The sequence below is a fragment of the Pelomonas sp. Root405 genome (assembly GCF_001425165.1).
In the GTDB taxonomy this organism is placed as follows: Bacteria; Pseudomonadota; Gammaproteobacteria; order Burkholderiales; family Burkholderiaceae_C; genus Pelomonas.
Window position 1 is genome coordinate 1,383,469 of sequence record NZ_LMDU01000001.1, and the last position, 22,978, is coordinate 1,406,446.

Consider the following 22,978-nt stretch of genomic DNA (forward strand, 5'->3'; position numbering starts at 1 on the left):
TTCCATCTCAGACCCCAGCCTCTTTGACTTCTTCGTTGCGCCAAAGCGCGATCAGGTGTTCGATGCAGAACAGCACGATGAGCACGCCGGCGATCAGCAGCGGCAGATAGTCCAGCCCTTCGGGCACGCCCAGCAGCGGCTTGGGCTCGGCCCACTTCAGCGTCAGCCACTCCCAGCCCGCATAGGCCATCAGCATGGCAAAGGTCATCACGCAAAGATGGATCAGTCCCTCGGCCACGCGTTGTGCGGTTTTGGGCAGCAAGGCGACCACTGACTCCATGCCGAGGTGGCCGGCGTCACGCACGCCCACGGCGACCGCCAACCCGGTGATGTAGAGGACCAGCAGCAGCGCCACCGGCTCGGTCCAGGTCGGTGAATCGTTGAGCAGGTAGCGGCCGATCACCTGCCATTGCACGCAGACGACCAGCAGCACCAACCCCAGCACGGCCGCGCGCAGCGACCAGCGCGAGAGGGCCGCGCACAGTCGGGTGTAGGCGCTCATTTGATGTCCTGGATCGCCTTGACCAGTGCCTGCAGTTCCGGCGTGCTGACGAACTTCGCGTTGACCGGCTGCACGGCCTTGCGGAAGGCTTCGCGGTCCGTCTCGACGATCTCGCTGCCCGCGGCCTTCACGATGGCCAGGGCCTTGGCCTCCTGCGCGTCCCAGCGCTCACGCTGGACGGCGACCGAGGCTTTGGCGGCTTCGCGCAGCTGCGCCTGCTGCTCGGGCTTGAGCTTGTCCCACACGCGCTTGCTGATGAACAGCGCGTCCGGTGTCATCGAATGTTCCGTGCGGCTGTAGAACTTGGCCGCCTCGAAATGGCGGAAGCCTTCGTAGCTGGGAATGTTGTTCTCAGCCGCGTCGATGAGGCTGGTCTTGAGGCCGGTGTAAACCTCGCCAATAGGCATAGGCGAGGGGTTGGCGCCCAGCGCGGTCATCGCGGCCACCCACAGGTCGGTCTGCTGTACGCGGATCTTCAAGCCCTTCATGTCGGCCAGCGTCTTGATGGGCTTGCGCGCATAGACCGAGCGTGCGCCGGAGTCGTACAGCGCCAGACCCACCAGGCCCTGGTGCTCGCAGGACTTGAGGATCTCGGCGCCGGGTGCGCCGTCGTAGGCCTTGCGCATGTGGGCGGTGTCGCGGAACAGGAAGGGCAGGGCGGGCACCAGTGTCTTGGGGCACATCGACGACAGCGGCCCGAGGTTGACCCGCGTCATGGCCAACGCGCCGATCTTGACCTGGTCGATGGTTTCCTTCTCGCTGCCCAGCGCGCCCTTGTTGAAGACCTTGACGGTCAACGCGCCGCCGCTGCTCTTGGCCAGCACCTGGCCCAGGTGTTTGACGGCGGCGACGGTGGGGTAGTCGTCGCTGTTGTGGACGTCGGCGGACTTCAGTTCGAGCGCGAAGGCGCTGGAGCCGAGCAGTGCGGCGGACAGCAGGGTGAGGTGATTCTTCATGATGTTTGTCTCCTTCAATCGACGGCGCGATAGCGCAGATTCGAGAAGCGCGCTTCGCCCTGACCGGCGGCGTAGATCGCCGGGCGCAGGCTGGCGAAGCCGCCGGCGGTGTTGTGGTGGTAGCCGCTGACGTCCATCTGGACGGGGAACTTGGCCCACGGCAGTGAGGGGTCGGCGCGGCTGAAGAGGGTGAGCACGTGGCGCGCGCAGCGCATTCTCAGCTGCATGCGGCGGCCGATGCCTTCGCCTTTGGGCACGGCTCGTATGTCCTGCCCGTAGCGCAACAGCCGGAAGCCCTTGGCGTTGGCGCCCATGCCGGCGTACAGGCGCGGGCTGTAGAACATCATGAGTCCCATCTGCACGCCTTCGTCGAAGTCCACGTCGACCTCGACCTCGAAGGCAGGGTCGCCCTGGATGAAGCCCAGCGGCGGGCTGTCGCCCGGGTCCTTGCCGGTGGCGCGCAGGTGCAGCTTGCCGTCGGCCACGCGCACGCGCACCTGTTGGCCAGGGCCGCCGCTGAGGAACTGCCAGTGGGGCTTGAGCTTGGTGCCAGCGAAGTCGTCGGACAGCGGCAGGCCATGCTGAACAGCCTTGCCGCCGGCGGGCATCGGCAGCGGCTGGCCGTCGTCCGCGTCGACATGGAACCAGCCATCGGCGCTGAAGCGCGCCGGCGCCAGCAGCATCTGCCGGCCCAGCGTGTGGAAGCTGTTCTCGTAGCCGTGGTACAGCATCCACCAGTCGCCGCGCGGCCCCTGCACCAGGCTGCCATGGCCGCGCGACCACCAGCGCTCGCGCGACGAGGTCGTGCGCATCAGCGGGTTGTGCGGTGCCTGTTCCCAGGGGCCGGAAAGCGTGCGGCTGCGCGCGGCAATGATCATGTGGCCGGTCGGCGGCCCGGCCGTGCCGCCCACGGCCAGCAGCATGTGCCACCAGCCGCCGTGGCGCAGCATCTTGGGCCCCTCGGGCGAGAAGCTCTCGACGTCCCAGTCCTCCGGGTAGCGCCAGGGGTCGTAGATGTGCTCGATGGGGCCGGCCAGCTTCATGCCGTCGGCGCTCAGCTTCACGCGGTCGCCGCCGCTGAGATAGAGCCAGCGCTGGCCGTCCTCGCCCGCCACGTGCGTCGGGTCGATGTGCTTGTGCAGGCCGAGTGCGACGGGCTTGGACCAGGGGCCCTCGATGCGGTCGGCCCACATGACGAGGATGTCGTTGGGCTGCGCCTTGACCGGCAGGTAGAGGTAGTAGCGGCCGCCGTGCTTGCACAGGTCGGGCGCCCAGACGCTGCCGACATGGTCGTGCAGGGCGTTCGCCACCGGGCGCCAGTTGACGAGGTCGCGCGAATGCCAGATCAAGAGCCCCGGCACCGCCTCGAAGCTGGAATGCGTCAGGTAGTAGTCGTCGCCATCCTTCAGCACCGACGGGTCGGGCCGGTCGCCGGCGAGCACGGGGTTCAGATAGCGGCCATCGCCGAGATCGGCCTTGCGCTGGCCCTCGATGCCCTTGGGCCAGGGCTTGCATGGCGGCAGATAGGGCAGGCCTGGCGCATCGGCGCAGTCGACGGCGCTCCAGGCCGGTGGGGCCGCAAGCAGGGCGAGCAGGCCGCGGCGGTCCAGGCTCACTTGACCCCCCGCGCGAACAGCGACGCCCACCCCGCCTTCGGGCTCATGTCGGCCAGGTTCCAGTCCGCCTCGACGAAGGCGCGCTGCGTCGCCTTGCGCTTGGGCAGGCCGTCGGCGTTGTTCTGGGTCTCGTCGTCGATCAACTGGCCGCGGTCCTCGGCGATGTCGGACAGCTGCTTGAAGTCCAGCGGGTCACGCGCCCAGGGCCGTGCGCCGACATACAAGGGCAGCAGCTTCTCCAGCTCGCGCGGCGGCACCCAGGACAGACCCGGTGGCAGATAGGCCTCGCGCACCGGCACGATCTCGGCGCTGGTGGTGTAGCGGCCGGTGATGGGCAGGGGCTGGCCATGGCGGTCGACGGCGAGGTTGTCCTGCTCGAAGAGCTGCACATCGCCCACGCCGCCCAGGGTGAACAGCGGCAGCCGCTCGGCGGTGCCGGGCCCGGCGCGGTAGACATTGCCGACCAGCGTGACCTTGCCGACCTGGTAGGGCTGGCCGACCCACTCGTGCGCGACGAGGTTGTAGTGCACGGCCTTGCCACCGGGGTTGTAGATCAGGTTGTTGACCATCGCGCCCCAGACCCCACCCTTGAACAGCGCGTTGCGCTCGCGGTTGGACGCGTAGACATTGCCCAGCAGCAGGATGCGGTTGGCGTTGTCGTGCACCAGCGTGCCCTTGCTGTGCTCGCCCTTCGTGTGGACGGACTCGCCCAGGCCTTCGTAGATGAGGTTGTGGCTGTAGGTGATGGCGTGTGAGGTGCTTTCGCGCCACGCATCGGGCGTGGCGCCCTTGAAGCGCGGGCCGCCGACCGACAGGTTCTCGTCGGTGGCCCAGGAGAAGCTGCAGTGGTCGACGATGAGGCGGCGCGCGCCTTCGGTCGTTGTGAAGCCGTCCTGGTCGCGGCCGCTGCGCTTGGCACGCCCGTAAGCGCCGGGCCGGATGCTGAGGTGCTGCACGATGACGTCGGCCGCGGCGATCTCGAACTCGCCACGCACCAGCGTGATGCCGGGGTCCGGCGCGGTCTGGCCGGCGATGGTCACGCGGCCCTCACGCAGCTTGTAGCCGGTGCCGCCCATGTCGATGACGCCGCCGACCTCGAACACGACGATGCGCGCCCCTGGCGTGTCGAGTGCCGCCTTCAGGCTGCCCGGGCCGTCGGCCGCCAGCGTCGTCACGCGGATGATCTTGCCGCCCTGGCCGCCCGTGGTCTGTGCCCAGCCGCTGTGGACATAGGTGGCGGGGTGCAGGGGCGCCGTCGTGTCGGCCGCGTGGCAGAGCCCGGTGGCCAGCACCAGGGTCAGGAGAAGTCGCATCAGTCGCCGATCAGGTCTTGCATGGCCTCGCGCGGGATCAGCGCGCCGGGATGCTGGATGACGCGCGCCGCGAGCCGGTTGCCGAAGGCCGCCGCCTCGGCGGGTGCCGCGCCGCGCAGGCGCCGGCTGAGGTAGCCGGCGGCGAAGGAATCGCCCGCGGCCGTGGTGTCGACGACGCGCGGCACCGCCTCGGTCGCGACGTCCTGCCATTCGCCGTTGACGCCCACGCGAGCGGGCAGCGCGCCGCGCTTGATTGCGATCTCCGCCACCGGCAGGGCCTGAGCCGCGCTAACGGCCGTGTCCAGGTCGGGCGTGGCATGCAGGGCCTGATGGTCGTCGGCGGTGACCAGCGCGATGGTGGACGCCGCGAACGCGCGGCCGTACCAATAGCGCGCATCGGCCGCCGAGTCCCACAGCCGCGGGCGGAAGTTGTTGTCGAAGGCAACCACCTTGCCGTTGGCGCGCATGCGCGTCATCAGCGCCAGCACGCGCTCGCGCCCCGCCTGCGGCAGGATGGCCAGGCTGATGCCGGACAGATACAGGGCGTCCAGTGCATCGGCCTGTTCTTCCAGCGCCGTGGTGGCGGTGTCGAAATAGGAGCGCGCCGCCGCCTGCCCGCGCCAATAGTGAAAGCGCCGCTCGCCGCCGGCGTCGAGTTCGATCAGGTAGAGCCCCGGCACGCGGCCGACCAGGCGCTGCACCAGGCCGGTCTGCACGCCCTCCGCAGTCCATCGCTCCAGCAGGCCGGTGCTCAGGGAGTCATCACCCAGCGCGGTCGCGTAGTGCACCCGCAAGCCGGCGCCGCCGCAGCGCGACAGGTAGACAGCGGTGTTCAGCGTGTCGCCGCCGAAGGTCTGGCGCAGGTTGCCGAAGGCCTGGCCCTGCAGTTCAAGCATGCATTCGCCAAGGGCGGCGATCGACACCGGCCGAGCGACGGCCGAAGGGGTTGGGTTCACAGGTCTGGAAAATGAAACGGCGGTTCAATAAAGATACCGTGAGCGGTTCAGTTACCGGCACATGGTTTACCCAGGCCTTCAAGCGCCGCGAAGAATCGCTCAAGCCGCTGCGCGATGCCGGGTCGCAGGCATCGGCGCATGGCCGCGCGCAACTCGCCCGAGGTGGATCAGGTTTCGGTCGTCAAACTCAGCGGTCCATCTGCGATGAGCCGGTACTGGCCGCGCCCGGCGCGCTCGATGTGCAGGCCGAAGTCGCGCTCGGCCAGACGGCGCTCCAGCAGCAGCAGGCGCACGCCGAGGTTGTCCTGCACTTCCGGCAGGCGCAGGTCTCCGCCGGCCAGGCGCAGCTCGCGCGTGCTGAAGGCCTCGCGGCCGGTGTCGATCTGGTCGCGCACCAGCTTGGCAACGATGGCGCCGGCGACGCCCTTGATCAGGTACTCGTCGTTGACGAAGACGCTGTGGTCGCGCGGGTAGTGGCGCAGGCGCAGCGGGGCGTCGGCGGCAGCGGGCGCGTGGGCAGGGGGTGGCGCCACCGCGGGCTCCTCCACCAGCTCCGCCGTGCGCAGCGCGGCCAGGCCTTGCGCCAGCTGGGCGCCCACGGCGGTCAGCGCGTCTTCATCGTCATAGCTGAAGAACTGGTCGTTGTCGCTCTCCACCAGCAGCGCGCCCACGGTGCGGCCGCGCGCGCGCAGCGGCACCGCCAACTGGCTGCGCGGGCTGGCCAGGCCGGGCAGGGGAATGGTGTCGGCCATGGCCGCCTGCAGGCCGAGTTGCTCGGCCTTGGCGCGCCAGGACATGCCGTAGCTGTACATCTGGCTCATGTGGCCGATGCGGATGGGGATGTTCTCGCGCAGCGCGACGCCGGCCAGGCCGGCTTCAGCCAGCGGCAGCTCGGCGCCGCTGCCAGCCTGCTCGTAGCCGATGCTGGCCAGCGTGTAGAGACCCTGGCGCTGTTCGTCCAGCAGCCAGACGATGGCGTGCGTGATGCGCAGCTCGCGCTGCAGGCCTTCGGTGAAGGCGTTCAGCAGGCTGCGCAGGTCGGCGGCTTCGGACAGTTGCTCGCTCATGTTGCGCACGCCCACGGCGAGGTCGCAGCGCGGCGCCATCGCAGGCAGCGGGTGCACCGGGTCGAGCTTGCGCAGCGACTCGACACGATAGACGTCGGCACCGCGCAGGTGGAAGACCTTCTCCATGCCGGTCTGCGCCGCAATGCCGGCGAGCTTGGCACGCAGGCGCTCGTACACCGGGCCCTCGGTATCGGTACGCTCATAGCGCAGCTGCAGCAGAACCGACACGCCGGTGATCGGGTCCTCCACGCTGAGCGCGACGCGTCCGGTGGCCAGCACGTTGGCGCGCGCGCGGTTGAGGAACTGGTAGGTCAGCGCGACATGCTCTTCGTCGATGTACTCGGCATGCGACAGGTAGTTGACATGCGGCATGCCGTCGGCAGCCACCGAGCACATGGCCGGCGGGATGACGCCTTCGAGCAGGCGGCGCACGTCGCGCAGCTTGAGCGCGCGGCGCTCGGTTTGGGGGGATGGGGTGTCGGTCATGGCATCAGGTCGATGGGCTGGCCGGCGCCGGGGCCGGGTGTCTGGTCCCAGGCCGCCAGCGGCGTGAAGCGCACGCAGCTCAGGTCGGCCAGGGTGAGTTCGCCCATCACCGCCATGATTTGGCGACGGTCGGCACCGAACATCTCGATCTGCCGCAGCCAGGCCTCAAAGCATTGTGCGAACTTCGGACCTTGCTCGGCATAGGCGGGCAGCACCTCGGCGTCCACGCCCTTGACATGCAGCACGCGGTAGTTGCTGGGCCGGCCGGCAGAGACGGCGACGCGGCCGGTTGCGCGGATGGCATCGAGCAGGTCGGCCCCCGGCACGCTGCGCACCAGCAACTCCATACGGCCGTCCGGCAGCGTCCAGGCGCCGTGCGCGAAGTGCAGCTCGGGCTGGCCCTGCAGCGTGCTCGAACCCACCCGCAGCGTGACACCCTGCTGCAGGTGCGCGATCCAGTCGTCGGGCAGGCGGGCCATCAGCGCAGCAGCTCCACGGCCTGGCCGGCACCGGGGCCGGGGGTCTGGTCCCAGGCACCGCAGGGCGTGAAACGGATGCCGGTCAGGCAATGCACGTCGAGGTCGTACCAGATGGCCATGATGGATGCGCGCGAAAAGCCGTAGGGCTCGACCCGGGCGATGAAACGCTCGCGGCAGCGCTCGAAGAGCTGGCCGTGGGCCGGCGTGGTGGCGAACACCTCGGCATCGAGCCCCTTGACATGCAGGGTGCGGTGGCTGCCCGGCTGCGCTGCCACATAGGCGATGCGGCCGTTTTCGCGCACGGCGTCCAGCAGGCGGTCGGCGACGTTGGCTGCCAGCAGCACCTCGACGCGGCCGTCCGGCAGCGCCTGCGCGGCAAGGCCGCGACAGATCTCGGGCTGGCCATCGGCATGGCTGCCACCCAGGCGGTGCGAGACACCGCTCTCGAGATGGGCGGTCCAGTCGGTGGGGAGTCGAGGCAAGGCGAGGGCGGATGAGTGGCAGGCGCGAATGATAGGCAGGCAGGCGCTTATCAAACACTTAACAAACGCTTAGCCGAGAACTAGCAGCGCGCCCGACGCGGCCCAACCACAGTAGAGCCCACGCCGGACAGACGCCGGCACCACCGACGCAACCCCCAAGCAACCGACCGGCCGAAGACTTCTGGATCTCGGCAGGGCGGAGCCTTGACCCCAACGGACTGACTTGCCATGAACCGCCGCCTCAATCCCTTGCTGAGCGCCTTGCTCGCCACCGCCCTGCTGCAGGCCTGCGGTGGCGGTGGCAGCGATGCCGGCCCGAATTCGCAGCCGACATCCACGCCAGCGCCAGCGCCTTCGCCTTCGCCAGCGCCTGCTCCGGCCCCGAGCCCGGCACCCGCTCCCGCGCCGACCCCGGCACCGGCCCCTGCGCCTGCAGCCACTGCCGTCGGCGTGCCGCTGGGCCCGGTCGTCGCCAGCGCCCGCATCGGCGCCGCGGGTGGCCGCCTGGACGCACCTGACTACGGCCTCGCCATCGTCGTGCCGGCCGGCGCCCTCCAAACCGAACAGCTCGTCACGCTGCAGCCCATCGCGAACAACGCTCCCGGCGCCCGCGGCGGCGCCTGGCGCATCCAGCCCGAGGGCCTGCAGGCCGCCAAGCCCATCACGCTGGAATGGCTGCCCAGCGCCGCCGAGCGCAACGGTGCCAAGCATCTGCGCATCGCCACGCAAGGCGCCGACGGCATCTGGCGCAGCGCCAAGGCGGGCACCGACACCGATGGCGTCGTGCGCACGACGACGACGCACTTCAGCGACTGGTCCCTGGTGGCCGGTGTGCAGCTGCGCCCCGGCACCGCCGATGTCGGCGTGCAGCAGACGCAAGACCTGACGGCCATGGTCTGCGGCCGCGGCGACGACACGGCGCTGCCCGGCCAGGACCGGCACTTCGCCTGCGACGCCGATGGCGGTGCGGCGCTGTCGTCCAATGGCTGGGCCGTCAATGGCGTGGCCGCCGGCGACGCCAGCGTCGGTACGCTGACCGGGACCGACACCATCGGCCCGTTGAAGCGCACCTACCGCGCCCCGGCTGCGCTGCCGGCGCAGAACCCGGTGGCTGTCTCGGTCAACTACCAGGACCCGTTCGACACCATCGACGGCCCGGTGCAGCTGGCGGCCCACCTGACCGTCATCGACCCGCAGGCCGGCTGCGACTGGCTGCTGGGCGTCAACCAGCTCAACGTCGAGCTGGAGCAGGACTACCACTGGGCCGGCGCCGACGCGCAGGGCAGCGCCCGCTACGCCCACCGCGCCCGCGTGGTGGGCAAGCTGCAGCGAGACGCGGTGTCGCCCGTTGGCCAGGTGTGGTTCGCCGGCAATGTGAAGACCGGCAGCATCAGCGTCGACCAGTTCTACAGCAGCGCCATCGTGCCCGACACCATCCAGGTCACGGCGCAGGGCGAACCGCTGACGCATCCCGACGTGCAGCTGCTGCGGGCCTTCGTCAACCTGCAGACCTGCAAGCTGGACTTCAACGGCTATGTGCCCGTCACGGCCAAGCATGTGCGCACGCAGAGCCAGGGCACGGCCGTGATGGAGGCCAAGGTCAGCGGCCTGTCCTTCCGCATCGCCGGCTACGCGCTGGCCGGCCGCCGCCAGTTCGGCGAGGAACGCCTGCTGCCCGTCGAGCTGGGCCGGCGCGTCAACACCGAGCTGGTGGCGCCTGACAGCCACAAGGAAATCGACGGTGTGTCCGGCGCTTCGCGCCTGCGCTGGTCGCTCGCGCCGCAGTGAAGGAGTCAGCCATGAAACACGCCTTGCTGTTCACGCTGATGCTCGCGGCCGGCGCCGCGAAGGCCGGTTGCTGGGCCCCCAACGCCGTCGAGCCGCGCAGCAACGACGGCCTGCCGGTCAACCATGCCTCGTTCAAGCCGCTGCACGCGGCCATGGATGTGTTCGAGGCCCAGGCCAAGCCCAACCCCGGCCTGCTGGCCCTGCCCGAAGTGAGGCTGCGCATCACGCGTGCGGTGCTTGATTCCGACGAGCCGACCCGCCGCCCGCGCGAGGCCGTCATCCATGCCCAGGGCTTCGGCCCCAAGACCTGGACGGGCTCGGGCTGCGACATCCATGCCCAGGCCGCCAACCGCATCGGCCCGCGGGCCGGCTTCAGCGTCTTCGTCAACTCGCCGCTGGCGACCATGAACCGCTGGGCGCATGACGATCAACTCAGCGCCTACCTCGAAGGCGAGCGCGGTGAGGCCATGCAGGGCTGGCCCGTCTACCGCGAATGCGCCGTCATCGGGCCCGGACGCCGCCTGCCCTGGGTGCCGGTCACGGTCGGCGAGATGCTGGCTTACTTCGAACGCGAGCAGCAACGCGGGATCGCCGATCAGGACCGCCGCAACGAGCGGGCGTTGCAGCCCTTCGACCTGGCCGCCGCCGAGCGCAAGGCGGAACAGATGCGCCCGTTGGACGCCAAGCTCGCCGAGCTGACGCTGATGTCAGCGCGCCAGCGCAAGGCAGGCGAAGCCGAACACCATGCCCAGCTGGCGCGGGTTCGGCAGACGCTGGTGGACGAGCTGGAGGACCTGCGCCGCACCCGTGCCGCGATGACGGCCGATCAGCTCGGCGAGCCCTACCGCCTGGGCGCCGGCCGCCACCGCCTGCCCACGCCGGATCAGCCCGTCGGCACGATGAAGCGCCTCGTCAAGCTGGACCCGTCCTTCCCCTGGGACGCCCGCAACCGCACGCGCATCCAGTTGCTGACCGTCTGCGCCAGCACCCACCCGAACAACCCCGCCTATGCCCAGCCGATGCGCGACGCCGTCGCCGCGCTGGATCTGTCGCGCCTGGCCGCGCTGCTGAACTGAAGAGCCCCCCTCATGACACCGCACACCCTTTCCACGCCGCGCGAGCTGCCCGCCGTGCCCACCCCGCAGCCAGCCACGCCGGACGCACGCGGCCCGGCGCCGCGCAGCGATGTCTTCTGCACGCTGGCTTGCCTCGGCAAGCCGCAGGGTGCCGCCTTCAGCCTGGCGGGTTGAGCATGAATCCCTCGACCGCCTCGACCGCCTCCTCGCGGCTGGACGCCATGCTGCTGATCCGCGCCTACGAGCAGCAGCTCATCGCCGCCGCCTCGCCCACCAATCCCGGCACCTGCACCTCGGTCGGCCAGGAAGCGTGCGCGGTCGGCGTCGTCAGTGCACTGGGCCCGCAGGACAAGCTGCTGACTCACCACCGCAGCGCCGGCCACCTGCTGGCGCGCGGCGCCGACCCCGAGCGCCTGTTCGCCGAGGTGCTGGGCCGCGCCACCGGCTATTGCCGGGGGCATGCGGGCTCGCTGCACATCTCGGTCAAGGCGCTCGGCGTCGTGCTGACGTCCACCATCGTTGGCGGCGGCCTGTCGCTGGCGCCGGGCGTCGCGCTGGCGCAGAAGCTCGGCGCGCAGCCGGAAGGCATCACGGCGGTGTTCTTCGGCGACGGTGCGGCCTGCCAGGGCATCTTCCACGAGGCCGTCAACCTGGCGGTCACCTGGCGGCTGCCGGTCCTGTTCGTCTGCGAGAACAATCAGTGGCAGGCCTATGTGCACCGCCGCGAGACCATGCCGGGCGAGCATGTCGCCGACTGGGTGCAGGGCCACGGCCTGGTGGCCGAGGTCATTGACGGCAACGACGTCGAGGCCGTGCACCTGGCGGCGGTCGAGGCCGTGGCCGCCATCCGCGACAGCGGCTCGCCGCGCCTGCTGGAGCTGACGACCTACCGCCAGCGCGGCCACTTCGAGCCCGACGACCAGGCCTATGTCTGCGCCACCGAACACGCGCAATGGCTGGCGCGCGACCCGATCCAACGCCAGGCCGAGCGGCTGATGTTGAGCGCCGATGACCTGGGGCGCCGCGAGGCCCGGATGCGCGGTCGCATCGCACAGGCCTACGCGGCGGCGCTGTCGGCGCCCTGGCCGCAGGTCGCATGAAGGAGCACGCGATGCCAACGATGACCGCACAACAGGCGCTGATTGCGGCGCTGCACCGCGCGATGGCCGCCGACGAGCGCGTGATCTTCCTCGGCGAGGGCGTGGCGACGAAGAACCCCGCCCTGCTGGCCGCCTTCGGCGCCGAGCGCGTGCGCAACACACCGCTGGCTGAGGCCAGCATCGTCGGCTGCGCCGTGGGCGCCGCGGCCATGGGCTTGCGCCCCGTGGTGGACCTGCTGTTCTCGCCCTTCCTGATGCTGGCCATGGACGCGCTGGTCAACAGCGCCGGCAAGCTCGGGGCCTTGAGCGGCGGCCAGTTCGAGTTCCCGCTGGTGGTGCTGGCCCAGACCGGCGCCGGCTGGGCCATCGGTGGCCAGCACAACCACAACCTGGAGGCCTTGTTCGTGCACGTGCCCGGCCTGCAGGTGCTGATGCCCAGCACGCCGGCCGACAGCGCCGGGCTGCTGACCGGCGCGTTGGGCCAGCCGCGGCCCAGCCTGCTGTTCAGTGACATCGGCCTGGCTCATGAGCGCGGTGAGGTGACAGGCGAAGAGCTGCAGCTGCCGGGCCTCGCGGCGGTGCGCCGCCGTGGCGAAGCGCTGACGCTGGTGGGCTATGGCAAGACCGTCCATCACTGTCTCACGGCGGCGCAGACGCTGCAGGCGGAAGGCGTGGCGGCCGAGGTCATCGACCTGCGCAGCTTGAAGCCCCTGGACACCATGACCTTGCTCGCCTCCGTGCGCAAGACCGGCCGCCTGCTGTGCGTCACCGAGGCCAGCGGCCTGTGCGGCCTGGCCGCCGAGCTGTGCGCCGTCGTCGCCGAGCAGGCCTTTGCCGACTTGAAGGCGGCACCCCGGCGCCTGACCGGCCCCGACGCTGCGGCGCTGGCCAGCTGGCCGCTGGAGCAGGCCGCCGTGCCTCAGCCCGAACAGATCGCCGCCCACGCAAGGGCGCTGCTGCAGGACCGTCTCTCAAACACCTCGTCCTCCTGAACCTTCCTGATCGGAAAGCACCATGAACAAGACCTCGATGACCCTCTTGCTGGCCCTGGCCAGCGCCACCCTGCTGGCCACCTCGCCGGCTCGTGCCGCCACGCCCAACTACGGCAGCTATGCCGGCACCAGCGGTGGTGCCCGTAGCGGCGGCGAAGGCAGCTTCTCAGCCATGGCCAACACACCGTCCTACTACAAGTACTCCTATGCCTGGGGCATGGCCGGCCTGGGTGATGGCACGCTGCACGCGGCCGCCAGCGCCACGCCTTGCCCGGGCTGCCATGCCAAGACGGGTGCCGAATCGTCGGCCCGCTTCTGGGACACGGTGAGCTTCCGCAACGGCCAGAACCTCGGCCTGGCCAACCTCAGCGTCACCATCGATGGCACCCTCACGCCGGGCGGCAATGCGCAGGCTTGGGCGCGCTTCTATGTCGGCGATCCCAAGGCCGACTTCTTCGACCGCCTGAACCACTATGCCCCGGCCGTGGCGCTGAAGTCCGGCACGACGGTCCTGGGCGACGAGCTGGTCATTCCCTTGGGCGACAGCAGGTTCTTCATCTATGCCGAGCTCTACACCTCGGCCGTCGCGCTGCCCTATCCCGGCAGCCCCAACACCAGCGCCGACTTCGGCAACACCCTGCACTTCAACTGGACCCTGCCCGACGGCGTGACAACGAGCTCGGCTTCGGGCCAGTTCATGACCAGCGCCGTGCCAGAGCCATCGAGCTGGGCGATGAGCGGCGCCGGCCTGCTGCTGCTGAGCTGGCTGCTGCGTCGCCGCCGCGCGGCTTGAATCAGCGCAGGCCGGCGAGAGCCACGGCCATGGCCTGCCGGTAAGCGGGCATGTCCTGCAGGTCGTTGTGGCTGCCGCCTTCGATGCGCAGCAGCCGGGCCCCCGGCAGCACCGCCTGGAGCTTGGCGCTTTCGGCGAAGGGAATGACCTCGTCGCGGTCGCCATGCACCAGCAGCACTGGGCCGCGTATGCGCTCGATCACACGGTCAGTGCGCAGCGGGTAGCGCAGTGCCAGCGTCGGCACCCAGGGGTAGTGGTGGCGTGCCAGGCCGGCGATGCTGGCATAGGGTGACACCAGCACCGTCAGGTCGGGCTGCACGGTCGCCGCCAGCTCGGCGGCCAGGCCGGTGCCCAGCGAGCGGCCATAGATGACGACGCGCTTGCCGGCATAGCGCGGTGCGACGCTGCGCCACACCGCCATCACATCGGCATGCAGCTGGGCCTCGCTCTCGATGCGCCCCGTGCTCTTGCCGTAGCCGCGGTAGTCCGGCATGACGAGATCGAAGCCGGCGCGGCGGTAGAAGTCCGTGTCGGTGAACCAGTTCTGCAGGCTGCCGCCATTGCCATGCAGGAAGAAGACCACACCGCGCGGCTCAGGCAGGCGCAGCGCCAGGACCGACAGCTTGGCACCTGGCACGTCGACAAGGCGCTCGTGCACATCCGGCTCGGTGGCCAGGCGCGTATCGGCGGGCAGGGCCTGGGGGAAGAAGAGCAGGCTTTCCTGCTTCCACCACAGCAGCGCCACCACGGCCAGCCAGGCCAGCAGCGGCAGCAGCAACAGGGCCGCAACGACGCGCATCCCGCGGCGGCGCGGCGCGTTCAACGGCAGCTCGCCGCCAGCCAGTTGGCCAGCTGCGGCAGCCAGTCGTCCACCGCCAGCGCGAGCGTGCGCACGGCGCCGGGCGCGTCGGGCGGGGCAGGCCGCTCGATGCGCCAATGCTGTTGCTGCGCCGCGCCGGCGGACCACAGCGTGGCGTGCACGCGCAGCACGACCTGGCTGTTGCCCGGGCTGCTGAACACCTGCTCGAACTCGTCGAGGTTGACGGACAGCAGCGCTGCCGGCCGGCCGGCGCAGGCGGGCGAGACGGGTACGGCGGCCAGATGCTGCCGCAGACGCTGGGTCAGCAGCGCGGCCGGTGGCGCGGCCCACAGGCTGTCGCGGTAGTGCTGAAGGCGCTGGGCCTGCTCGAAGGCCAGGCGGTAGGCGATGCCTTCGCTGGCCACGGAGGGGGCTGCGGTCACCTCGGCAATGCGCCAAGCGAGCGCGCTGCTGGCCGCCATGAGCGCTGGTGCGGGGCCGAGGTCGTAAACCGCGCGCGTCGGCGCGGTGGGGGTCAGTGAGCAGGCGCTCAGGAGCAGCGCCGCGGCCAGCAGGGTTGTTGATGTCGCTTTCATTTGTTGAGCCGCTCCGCAAAGCCGGTTTCGCCAGGACCGGGCGACTGGGCGCCGCGGCCGAAGATCAGGCTTTGCGGCTGGGCGCCGAGGTCGGTGGCGGCGCGCTCGATGCTGCGGCTGGCGGCCGACAGGTCGCCCAACAGCGGGCGGGTGCGCTGCGGCGTGTCGCCGACCAGCGCGAGTTCGAGATTGCGGCTGGTGGCCTGCACTTGCGCTGCGGCGCCGTCGATGCGGTCCAGCACGGCCACGCGCGCTTTCAGTTCCTGCGTCAGCGCGCGGCTGTCGGCGGCCAGCGCCTCGATCTCGCGCAGGGCGGCGCTGGCGCGCTGGGCGGTCGCGTCGGCGTCTTTCAGGAAGACGGGCAGTTCGCGTGCGCCCGGCTGCAGTGCGGCCATCAGCCGGCTGGTGTCGGTGGCGGCCTGCTCCAGCTGCACCAGGCTGCGGTTGAGCTGCGCGCGGTTGCCCTCGCTGAGCAGGGCATTGAGCCGGTCGGCCGTCTCCGCAAAGCCGGCCAGCAGCAGCGGGCCGCTCTCGGCCAGACGGTCCAGCAGTGTGGGCTTGAGGGCGATGCGGGCGCCCGGAGGCGCGCGCGTCAGTGGGGCCTTGGCATCCGCCTCTTCCAGGCTGACGAAGGACAGGCCCGTGACGCCTTGCAGGCCGAGCTGTGCATGGGTGGTGGCCGACACGGGTGCGGCCGCATCGACGGCAATGCCGACGAGGATCTGGCGCGGGTCGGCGGGGTCGAAGGCGATGGTGTCGACATAGCCGACCTGCACGCCGCGCAGCTTGACGGGCGCCTTCAGGTTGAGGCCCGGCACGCCGCTGCGGGCGACGACGGTGTAGTGCACGCGCTCGGTCCGGTCGCCCTGGAACCAGGCGACGCTGGCCGCCAGCGCAAGGCCGAGCAGCAGCAGGAAGAGACCGGCGGCAATGGCGTGGGCTTTGTTTTCCATGGCTTTCAGTTGAGGGCTTCTTCGCGGAGCACCGCGGGCACGCCGCCTTCGTCGCTGGTGTCATCGAGACTCAGGCGGAAGCGCCTGACATCCTCTTCTGCGCAGCGTTCGATATGGCCCAGGAAGAAGTTGCGCACGAAGTGATGCGGCAGCCGCGCGACCTCGGCGAGCGGGCCGCTGGCGATGATGTGCTGGTCGGCCAGCACGGCCACGCGGTCGGCCACGGCGAACAGCGTGTCGACGTCGTGCGTGACCATGACGACGGTCAGGCCCAGCTCCTGGCGCAGCCGCCGCAGCAGCTTGACGAACTGCTTGGCGCTGTCGGGATCGAGGCCGGCGGTGGGTTCGTCCAGGAAGAGCAGCTGCGGGTCGAGGATCAGCGCGCGTGCCAGCGAGACGCGCTTGATCATGCCGCCCGACAGCTCGGCCGGGCGCTTGAGCGCGTCCTCGGGCTTGAGGCCGACCTGGGCCAGCTTGAGCATGACCAGGGGCTTGAGCAGGTCGGGCGGCACGCTCTTCAATTCACGCAGCGGCAGCGCGACGTTGTCGAACACGCTGAGCGCCGAGAACAGCGCGCCGGCCTGGAACAGCACGCCCCAGCGGTAGCGCACGCGCTCCAGGTCGCGCACCGCGCAACGGCCCAACGGGTGGCCGAAGATCTTCACGCTGCCGGCCTGCGGCACCTCCAGCCCGAGCAGCAGGCGCAGCAGCGTCGTCTTGCCCGATCCGGAGCCGCCGATGAGCGCAACCACCTCGCCGCGGTGCACCGTCAGATTGAGGTTGCGGTGGATGACATGGCCGCCAAAGGCCGTGGTCACGTTGTTGACTTCGATGATGGCTTCGCTCATTTCTGCCGCTCCATCGCGCCCCGAACGCCATGCAGAAATGCAACCACAGAGGCACGGAGGCACAGAGAAATTCGTTGTCTATACGGCCTCTGTGTCTCTGTGCCTCTGTGGTTGCCTTTGAGTTTCACTTCAGACCCCTACGTCGGAGAACAAGACGGCGAACACCGCATCGACCACGATGACCAGTGTGATCGCCGTGACCACCGACTGCGTGACGCTCTGCCCCAGGCTCTCGGTGTTGGGCTTGACCCGCAATCCGAAGTGGCAGGCCAGCAGCGCGATCAGGCCGCCGAAGAGCACGGACTTGGCCGAGCCCAGCCACAGGTTGACCGGCTCGACGACGCTGGGCAGGGTGTGCATGAACTGCGTCGGGTCCAGCCCCAGCTGGGCCGCGGCCGCGGCCATGCCGCCGAGCAGCATCATGGCGCTGGTCCACAGCGCCACCAGCGGCAGCGACACGGCGAGCGCCACCACCTTGGGCAGCACCAGGCGCACGGTGTGCGAGATGCCCATGACCGACAGCGCGTCGAGCTCCTGCGTGACGCGCATGACGCCGATCTGCGCCGTCATGGCCGAGCCCGAGCGGCCGGCCACGATGATGGCCGCCAGCAGCGGCCCCAGCTCGCGCAGCACGGCCAGGCCGAGGATGTTGATGACGAAGATGTCGGCGCCGTAGGTCTTGAGCTGGCGCGAGATCAGGTAGGACAGCGTCAGGCCGACGAGGAAGCCCACCAGCGCCGTGATCGGCAGCGCCTGAGCGCCGGTGCGAAAGACATTGGCCGAGATCTCGCGCCAACCGATCAGCGACGGGTGGCGCAGCACCTGCACCAGGTCCAGCAGCAGGCGGCCGACCAGGGCGACGAGGTCGACCGCATGGCGGGCGAAGGCCAGCAGGCTGAGGCTCGCGCGTTCCAGGCCGGGGCCGACACGCGGGCCCCGTTTGGGCAGGGCGACCGGCTGCATGAACTGCGCGAACAGCGTCACATGCTCGGGCAGCCACAGCAGCCGCGGCGGTGGCTTGCGGCCCCAGCCCTGCCACAGCGTCAGCGCGCCGGCGGTGTCCAGGCGGTTCAGGGCGCGCAGGTCCCACAGCGCCTCGGGCGTCTCGGCCACCGCGGCGGCCACGCGCTGGCGGAACTCGGCATAGCGCTCGCGCAGGGCCAGCACGGTCCAGTCACCGCTGACGCGCCATTCGCGCGCAGAGCCCGGGCCGCCGCCGGCCTGCAGCTGCGGCGCGGCGTCGGCCGACGCGTCCGCCCGCGCCGCGGTCGGGCTGTCCACGGTGGGCAGGGGCAGGGCGCCGGCTTCGCTCATGGTGCAACGATAGCGCCTCCGACGCCTTGATGAGGCAAGCTGCGCTGGCAGTTGCTAGCGTCGCGCCTTGCCCAGAGGAAAGCCCACCATGGACCGTTTCATCCGCCGTGCCGATCCCAAGTCGTTGAGCGTGCGCGACCTGCTCGAAGCCCGCGACCACTACCACGTGCACATCGCCAACCTGCCGACGGTGCTGGGCACGGCGGTGGGCCGCTACCGCATCCGGCTGGACGATGCCAACTTCCAGGACGAGCAGGCCCGCCAGACCGGCGAGGAGCTGGGCCCGAGAACGCTGGACAACAGCGACTTCCGCCCCTGGTCCTGGCCCTGCGTGCTGGTGTTCGTCAGCGAGTGGCTGGACCGCGCGACGCTGGCCCGCCACCCCGAGCTGGCGGTGCCCCCGGTGCTCTACCTGCCCGACGGGCGCCAGGTGCGCACCTGCCCGGTGCTGGTGCAGCGGCGCGAGCACAACCTGGCGCCGGCCGACACGGCCGTCTATGCGGCCGACAAGTTCGGCCCCAACTTCCAGGTCCATGTGGCCGACCAGGGCCGCACGCGCATGGGCGTGGCCTCGGCCATCGTCGAGGACGGCGCCTGTGCCTTCGCGCTGGTCAGCCGCCACCTGACCGCAGGCATCGACGCCGGCGCCGACGTCCACGCCCTGCCGCGAAGCCGCAAGCAAGTCATCGGCCGCACCACCTCGCGCAGCGTCGACGCCGTGCCGCTGACCGACATCTATCCCGGCTTCTCCAGCCGCGGTGCGCAGCTGACGCTGGACGCCGCGCTGGTGAAGCTGGACAGCATCGCGGCCACGCAGTCGCACTACCTGGGCGTGGGCGCCATGGGGGCTGCCGTCGACCTGAGCTCGGACAAGATGAGCCTCAACCTGCTCGGCTGCCCGCTGTTCACCGAGCTGCCCGGTGGCATCCGCGTGCAGGGCTGCGTGCACGGGCTGTTCTACCGGCACGCGAGCGTGGGCGGCGTGGATGCGCTGGCCGAGTTCCTGATCGGCCCGCGCCAGTCCGGCGGCAGCGTCGAGACGCGCCCGGGCGACTCGGGCGCCGTGTGGTTCTGGGACGAGGCGGCGGACACGCCGGCCGTGCCGGGCGCGGCGCCGCCGGTCAGCTTTCGCCCCCTGGCCGTGCAGTGGGGCGGCCACGGGTTCGGCGCGCTGAACGCGGGGCGGTCGACCGAGTTCGCGCTGGCCACGGGCTTCAGCTCGCTGTGCAAGGCGCTCAATGTCGGCCTGGTCGAGGACTGGCGCAGCGGCCAGAGCCGCTACTGGGGCAAGGTCGGGCACTACAACATCGGCTATGCGGCCTGCTTCGCGCTGCAGACCGACAAGGCCCGGGCGGTGTTCAAGGCCAACGCGACGGCCATCGGCGTGCGCGACGAGGACATCGTTGCCGGCCGCCTGCCGCTGGCCACGCAGACGTCGAAGTTCATCGCGTTGGCCGACGTGCCCGACCTGGTGTGGCGCCGCAGCCGCGGCAAAGACAAGGCCAACCATTTCGCCGACATGGATGAGACGGGCACCGGCGCCTTCCAGGGCAAGACGCTGATGCAGCTGTGGCGCCAGCGGCCGTCATCGCGCGACCCGCAGGTGTGGAACGCCTTCTACAGCAGCATCGACCCCGACCGCAAACCGGCGCACCGCGGGGCGCTGCCGTTCCGGGTGGCGCAGCTCTACCGCGTGATGGTGCAGGCCGTAGCGGACCGCGAGCTGGACGCCTATGTCTGCGCGGCCGGCGTGCTGGCCCACTACATCGGCGACGCCTGCCAGCCGCTGCATGTGTCTCACCTGCACCACGGCGAGGCCGACGACCCGGACGATGACGAGGTGCATGCCGTCTACGAGACCGACATGCTGGACCAGGCCGCCGACGAGGTGGTGGTGGGCGTCAAGCAGCGCGTGGCCGACCTGGCCGGCCGGCCGCTGGTCAACGGGCCGCTGGGCGCGGCGGATGCCGTCGTGCAGCTGATGCGCCGCACCATGAAGGCGCTGCCGCCCGCGGAGGTGCTGGAGGTCTTCAACCGCGTGCGCGGCCGGGGCCAGGCGGCGGCGTTGTGGGCCGAACTCGGCCCGCGCACGATGGACCGCATGGCCGATGGCGCCGTCACGCTGGCGACCGTCTGGCAGTCGGCCTGGTCGGCGGGCGGGGGTGACGAGCACATGACGCTGGCGGCCTGCAAGAAGCCCGTGCCCACCCGGCAGCTCAAGAAGCTCTATGACACCAAGAGCTTTGCCGAGTCGCGCTGGCTGCACGAAATGACGCTGGCGGACCTGAGCTGACGGCCGGCTGTCAGCTGACGGGCCACCTCGCTACGATCGCTTTGAACCTCCGGGCGTCGGGCCGGAACTCACCCCGCAAGAGAAACGGAAGTGGCGGGCATGTTGAATTGGCTCAAGGTCAGCAAGAAGCGCGATGAGCGCGCGCCGGCACCCGGGCGTGGGCCGGCCGCCGAGGCGCTGGAACTGGCGTTGCTGGACGGCATCCGGCGCGGCCGGCGGGCGGAGTTCGATGCCCTCTACCGCCTCTACCACCCGCGGCTGTCGCGTTTTCTGGCGCACATGATGCGGCAGTCCAACGCCCTCGACGAGGTGCTGAACGACACCATGCTGGTCGTCTGGCAGCGCGCCGACAGCTTCGACGGGCGCAGCAAGCTGTCGACGTGGATCTTCGGCATCGCCTACCGAAAGGCGCTGAAGGCGCTGAGCCGACAGGACCTGGCCGTGGACGCCGACGCGGTCGACGAGCCGGCAGACACCGGCCCCGGGCCGGAACAGCGGCTGGGCTTGGCTCAGCTGCGCGGGCGGCTGCGCGGCGCGATGGCCGAGCTGTCGCCGGAGCACCGGGCGGTCGTGGAACTCTGCTATTTCCATGACATGGCCTATGCCGAAATCGCCGAGGTCGTCGGCTGCCCGGCCGAGACCGTGAAGACTCGGATGTTTTATGCGCGGCGCCGCCTGCGCGTGTTGCTCGACGATCTCGCCGGGCACGGAGAACTGTGATGAGTGTGGTTGTACCGATGGAACATGACGAACACGCGGCCGTGCAGGCCTTGCTGCCCTGGTACGCGCGCGGGCAGCTGGGCGACGCCGAGATGGGCGAGGTGCAGCGCCATCTGCTGCAATGCGCCGCCTGCCGCAACGAGCTCGCGGCCGAGCAGCCCATGCAGACGCTGATGCAGGCGGCCGGCGGCCAGGCCCACGGCGGTGATGTGGAGGCCGGCCTGGCCAGGATGCATGCGCTGATGGAACCGGCCCGCCCGAGGGCTGCCGCAGCGCCGCGTTGGGTACCCTGGGCTTTGGGCCTGCAAGGCGCGGCGGTTGCGGTGCTGCTGGGGCTGCTGCTGATGCCCCGCCAGGACGAGCCGGACTACCAGGGCCTGTCTGCCGCAGCGGCAGCCGGCGCAACGCCGGTGGTGGCAGACGCCCTCGTCATGTTCAAGCCCGGCGCCAGCGAGCAGGCCGTTCGCGAGCTGCTGCAGGCCCACAGGGCAGGCGTCGTCGCCGGGCCGACCGAGACCGGCGCCTGGCTGCTGCGTGTCGATGCCCGGGGCTTGGCCGCGCTGCGCACCGCGTCCATCGTCGCCATGGCGGAGCCGTTGCAGCCGGGGCCGGCGCGATGAAGCTCTGGTTGCGCCTGCTGGCCTTGCTGCTCTGCTGCATGGCCAGCCCGGCCCAGGCGCAGGCCGAGGAAGCCCAGCGCCAGGTCCTCGTCATGCTGCAGCTGCCCAAGGCCCACTACCGGCCCGATGGCAGCTATGCCGGCACCTATGGCGAAGGCGTGGGCCGCCAGTCGCGCCAGCAGACCGCCCAGGCGCTGGCCCAGGCCTACAAGCTGGAGATGCGCAGCGAATGGGCCATGCCGCTGGCCGGCGTGGACTGCTTCGTCATGCGCCTGCCCGAGGGCGATGCGCGCACGTCGGCCGATGCGGCCCGCGCCGTGGCCGAGGACAGGCGCGTTGCCTGGGCCCAGCCGGTCGGCCTCTACCGGGCCGAGGCCAGCCAGCAGGAGCCGCTCTACCTGGCCCAGCCGGCGGCGCGCCAATGGCAGCTGGCTGAGCTGCACAAGCTGGCTACCGGCCGCGGCGTGCGCGTGGCCGTGGTCGACAGCGGCGTCGAGGCTCGGCATCCCGATCTGGCCGGACAGGTCGTCTTCAATGAGAACTTCGTCGACGACAAGCTGCCGCCGGCCGAAGGCCATGGCACGGCGATCGCCGGCGTCATCGCTGCACGGGCCGACAACGGCGCCGGCATTGCCGGCGTCGCCCCCGAGGCACGGCTGCTGGCGCTGCGCGCCTGCTGGCAGGCCCCGCAGGAGCAGACGCTGTGCACCGGCCTGAGCCTGGCCAAGGCGCTGTATGCCGCCATCCAGCAGGGTGCCCACATCATCAACATGAGCCTCGGCGGACCGGACGACCGCCTGCTGGCCCTGCTGCTGGACCAGGCGCAGGCACGCGGGGCGATGGTCGTCGCGGCGCTGCCGCGCAGCGGCGGGCCCGACCAGTTCCCGGCCAGCCACCCCGGCGTGCTCGTCGTCGGCAGCGCACTGCCGCTGCCCGTGGGGGCCGTGCTGGCGCCGGGGCGTGACGTGCCGAGCACGGCGGTGGGAGGCGGCTGGGCGGTCGTGTCGGGCTCGTCCTTCGCGGCTGCGCATGCCGCAGGGCTGCTGGCCCTGGTGCGCGAGCTGGACGGTCGGCGCGGCACGCTGGCAATGAAGACGGCCCTCGTCACCGCGGCGCAGGGCCGCATCGACAGCTGCGCCACGCTGGCCCGCCATGCCGGCACGCGCGGTGTGGCCTGCACCGGACTGGGGCAAACTGCCGATTGATGCCTCCCCCCGCGCGCCCGGCCG

At 70.6% G+C, this 22,978-nt stretch carries 23 protein-coding genes; 10 read left to right on the forward strand and 13 right to left on the reverse strand.

Annotation, left to right across the window (positions count from 1 at the left end):
- Positions 1-7: 7 nt before the first annotated feature.
- The 8 genes from ASC81_RS06275 to ASC81_RS06310 all read right to left on the reverse strand — a co-directional run bounded on the left by ASC81_RS06275 (position 8) and on the right by ASC81_RS06310 (position 7,857).
- Positions 8-502 (reverse strand): TRAP transporter small permease, encoded by a 495-nt coding sequence (locus ASC81_RS06275; RefSeq protein ID WP_056263841.1) that lies wholly within the window; start codon positions 500-502, stop codon positions 8-10.
- Complete coding sequence (locus ASC81_RS06280; protein ID WP_056263843.1) at positions 499-1,458, reverse strand: TRAP transporter substrate-binding protein; 960 nt, start codon at positions 1,456-1,458, stop codon at positions 499-501. The genes ASC81_RS06275 and ASC81_RS06280 overlap by 4 nt, the downstream gene beginning before the upstream one ends.
- A gap of 14 nt (positions 1,459-1,472) precedes the next feature.
- A complete protein-coding gene (locus ASC81_RS06285) occupies positions 1,473-3,074 on the reverse strand; it encodes a family 43 glycosylhydrolase (protein ID WP_056263846.1) in 1,602 nt (533 codons plus the stop codon).
- The gene (locus ASC81_RS06290) at positions 3,071-4,387 is read right to left on the reverse strand and encodes a polysaccharide lyase family 1 protein (RefSeq protein ID WP_056263847.1); all 1,317 of its coding nucleotides are present in this window, start codon (positions 4,385-4,387) and stop codon (positions 3,071-3,073) included. Before ASC81_RS06290 ends, ASC81_RS06285 begins: the two co-directional genes overlap by 4 nt.
- Positions 4,387-5,343, reverse strand: a complete 957-nt coding sequence (locus tag ASC81_RS06295) for a sugar kinase (protein ID WP_369820838.1) — start codon at positions 5,341-5,343, stop codon at positions 4,387-4,389. Before ASC81_RS06295 ends, ASC81_RS06290 begins: the two co-directional genes overlap by 1 nt.
- 167 nt (positions 5,344-5,510) lie before the next feature.
- Complete coding sequence (locus ASC81_RS06300) at positions 5,511-6,896, reverse strand: GAF domain-containing protein (protein ID WP_056263851.1); 1,386 nt, start codon at positions 6,894-6,896, stop codon at positions 5,511-5,513.
- Positions 6,893-7,375 carry a hypothetical protein gene (locus ASC81_RS06305; protein WP_056263853.1) on the reverse strand — a complete coding sequence of 161 codons (483 nt, stop codon included), beginning with the start codon at positions 7,373-7,375 and terminating at the stop codon, positions 6,893-6,895. Before ASC81_RS06305 ends, ASC81_RS06300 begins: the two co-directional genes overlap by 4 nt.
- Entirely contained in the window at positions 7,375-7,857 is a 483-nt protein-coding gene (locus ASC81_RS06310) for a hypothetical protein (RefSeq protein WP_056263855.1), read from the reverse strand. Before ASC81_RS06310 ends, ASC81_RS06305 begins: the two co-directional genes overlap by 1 nt.
- A gap of 228 nt (positions 7,858-8,085) precedes the next feature.
- On the opposite strand from ASC81_RS06310, the gene ASC81_RS27480 reads away from it, so the two are divergent.
- From ASC81_RS27480 to ASC81_RS06335, 6 genes are read left to right on the forward strand one after another with little or no spacing between them, the layout of a single operon-like run.
- Complete coding sequence (locus ASC81_RS27480) at positions 8,086-9,645, forward strand: hypothetical protein (RefSeq protein WP_056263857.1); 1,560 nt, start codon at positions 8,086-8,088, stop codon at positions 9,643-9,645.
- Positions 9,646-9,656: 11 nt separating this feature from the next.
- Positions 9,657-10,721, forward strand: a complete 1,065-nt coding sequence (locus tag ASC81_RS06320; RefSeq protein ID WP_156391794.1) for a hypothetical protein — start codon at positions 9,657-9,659, stop codon at positions 10,719-10,721.
- A gap of 12 nt (positions 10,722-10,733) precedes the next feature.
- Positions 10,734-10,895 carry a hypothetical protein gene (locus ASC81_RS26895; protein ID WP_156391796.1) on the forward strand — a complete coding sequence of 54 codons (162 nt, stop codon included), beginning with the start codon at positions 10,734-10,736 and terminating at the stop codon, positions 10,893-10,895.
- A 2-nt stretch (positions 10,896-10,897) separates the two neighbouring features.
- The gene (locus tag ASC81_RS06325) at positions 10,898-11,821 is read left to right on the forward strand and encodes a thiamine pyrophosphate-dependent dehydrogenase E1 component subunit alpha (protein WP_056263860.1); all 924 of its coding nucleotides are present in this window, start codon (positions 10,898-10,900) and stop codon (positions 11,819-11,821) included.
- A gap of 11 nt (positions 11,822-11,832) precedes the next feature.
- Complete coding sequence (locus ASC81_RS06330) at positions 11,833-12,813, forward strand: alpha-ketoacid dehydrogenase subunit beta (protein WP_056263863.1); 981 nt, start codon at positions 11,833-11,835, stop codon at positions 12,811-12,813.
- Positions 12,814-12,835: 22 nt separating this feature from the next.
- Positions 12,836-13,606: a PEP-CTERM sorting domain-containing protein gene (locus ASC81_RS06335; RefSeq protein ID WP_056263864.1), complete on the forward strand. Its 771-nt coding sequence runs from the start codon at positions 12,836-12,838 to the stop codon at positions 13,604-13,606.
- Between the two features lies 1 nt (position 13,607).
- Here the strand turns inward: ASC81_RS06335 and ASC81_RS06340 are convergent, their stop codons facing one another.
- The 5 genes from ASC81_RS06340 to ASC81_RS06360 form a co-directional block, all read right to left on the reverse strand.
- A complete protein-coding gene (locus ASC81_RS06340) occupies positions 13,608-14,429 on the reverse strand; it encodes an alpha/beta hydrolase (protein ID WP_156391798.1) in 822 nt (273 codons plus the stop codon).
- The gene (locus tag ASC81_RS06345; protein WP_056263869.1) at positions 14,426-15,001 is read right to left on the reverse strand and encodes an ABC-type transport auxiliary lipoprotein family protein; all 576 of its coding nucleotides are present in this window, start codon (positions 14,999-15,001) and stop codon (positions 14,426-14,428) included. Before ASC81_RS06345 ends, ASC81_RS06340 begins: the two co-directional genes overlap by 4 nt.
- A complete protein-coding gene (locus ASC81_RS06350; protein ID WP_056263871.1) occupies positions 14,998-15,954 on the reverse strand; it encodes an MlaD family protein in 957 nt (318 codons plus the stop codon). Before ASC81_RS06350 ends, ASC81_RS06345 begins: the two co-directional genes overlap by 4 nt.
- Before the next feature lie 5 nt (positions 15,955-15,959).
- Entirely contained in the window at positions 15,960-16,802 is an 843-nt protein-coding gene (locus ASC81_RS06355; protein WP_082536286.1) for an ABC transporter ATP-binding protein, read from the reverse strand.
- A 129-nt stretch (positions 16,803-16,931) separates the two neighbouring features.
- Positions 16,932-18,116: an ABC transporter permease gene (locus ASC81_RS06360; RefSeq protein ID WP_082536287.1), complete on the reverse strand. Its 1,185-nt coding sequence runs from the start codon at positions 18,114-18,116 to the stop codon at positions 16,932-16,934.
- 88 nt (positions 18,117-18,204) lie between these two features.
- Here ASC81_RS06360 and ASC81_RS06365 point away from each other — a divergent pair, with 88 nt between their 5' ends.
- The 4 genes from ASC81_RS06365 to ASC81_RS06380 all read left to right on the forward strand — a co-directional run bounded on the left by ASC81_RS06365 (position 18,205) and on the right by ASC81_RS06380 (position 22,954).
- Entirely contained in the window at positions 18,205-20,409 is a 2,205-nt protein-coding gene (locus ASC81_RS06365) for a hypothetical protein (protein ID WP_056263872.1), read from the forward strand.
- 99 nt (positions 20,410-20,508) lie between these two features.
- Positions 20,509-21,129: an RNA polymerase sigma factor gene (locus ASC81_RS06370; RefSeq protein WP_056263874.1), complete on the forward strand. Its 621-nt coding sequence runs from the start codon at positions 20,509-20,511 to the stop codon at positions 21,127-21,129.
- On the forward strand, positions 21,129-21,749 hold the full coding sequence (locus ASC81_RS06375) for a zf-HC2 domain-containing protein (protein ID WP_082536288.1): 621 nt from the start codon (positions 21,129-21,131) through the stop codon (positions 21,747-21,749). The genes ASC81_RS06370 and ASC81_RS06375 overlap by 1 nt, the downstream gene beginning before the upstream one ends.
- Positions 21,746-22,954, forward strand: coding sequence for a S8 family serine peptidase (locus ASC81_RS06380; RefSeq protein WP_056263879.1), 1,209 nt, complete (start codon positions 21,746-21,748; stop codon positions 22,952-22,954). The genes ASC81_RS06375 and ASC81_RS06380 overlap by 4 nt, the downstream gene beginning before the upstream one ends.
- Positions 22,955-22,978: the final 24 nt, after the last annotated feature.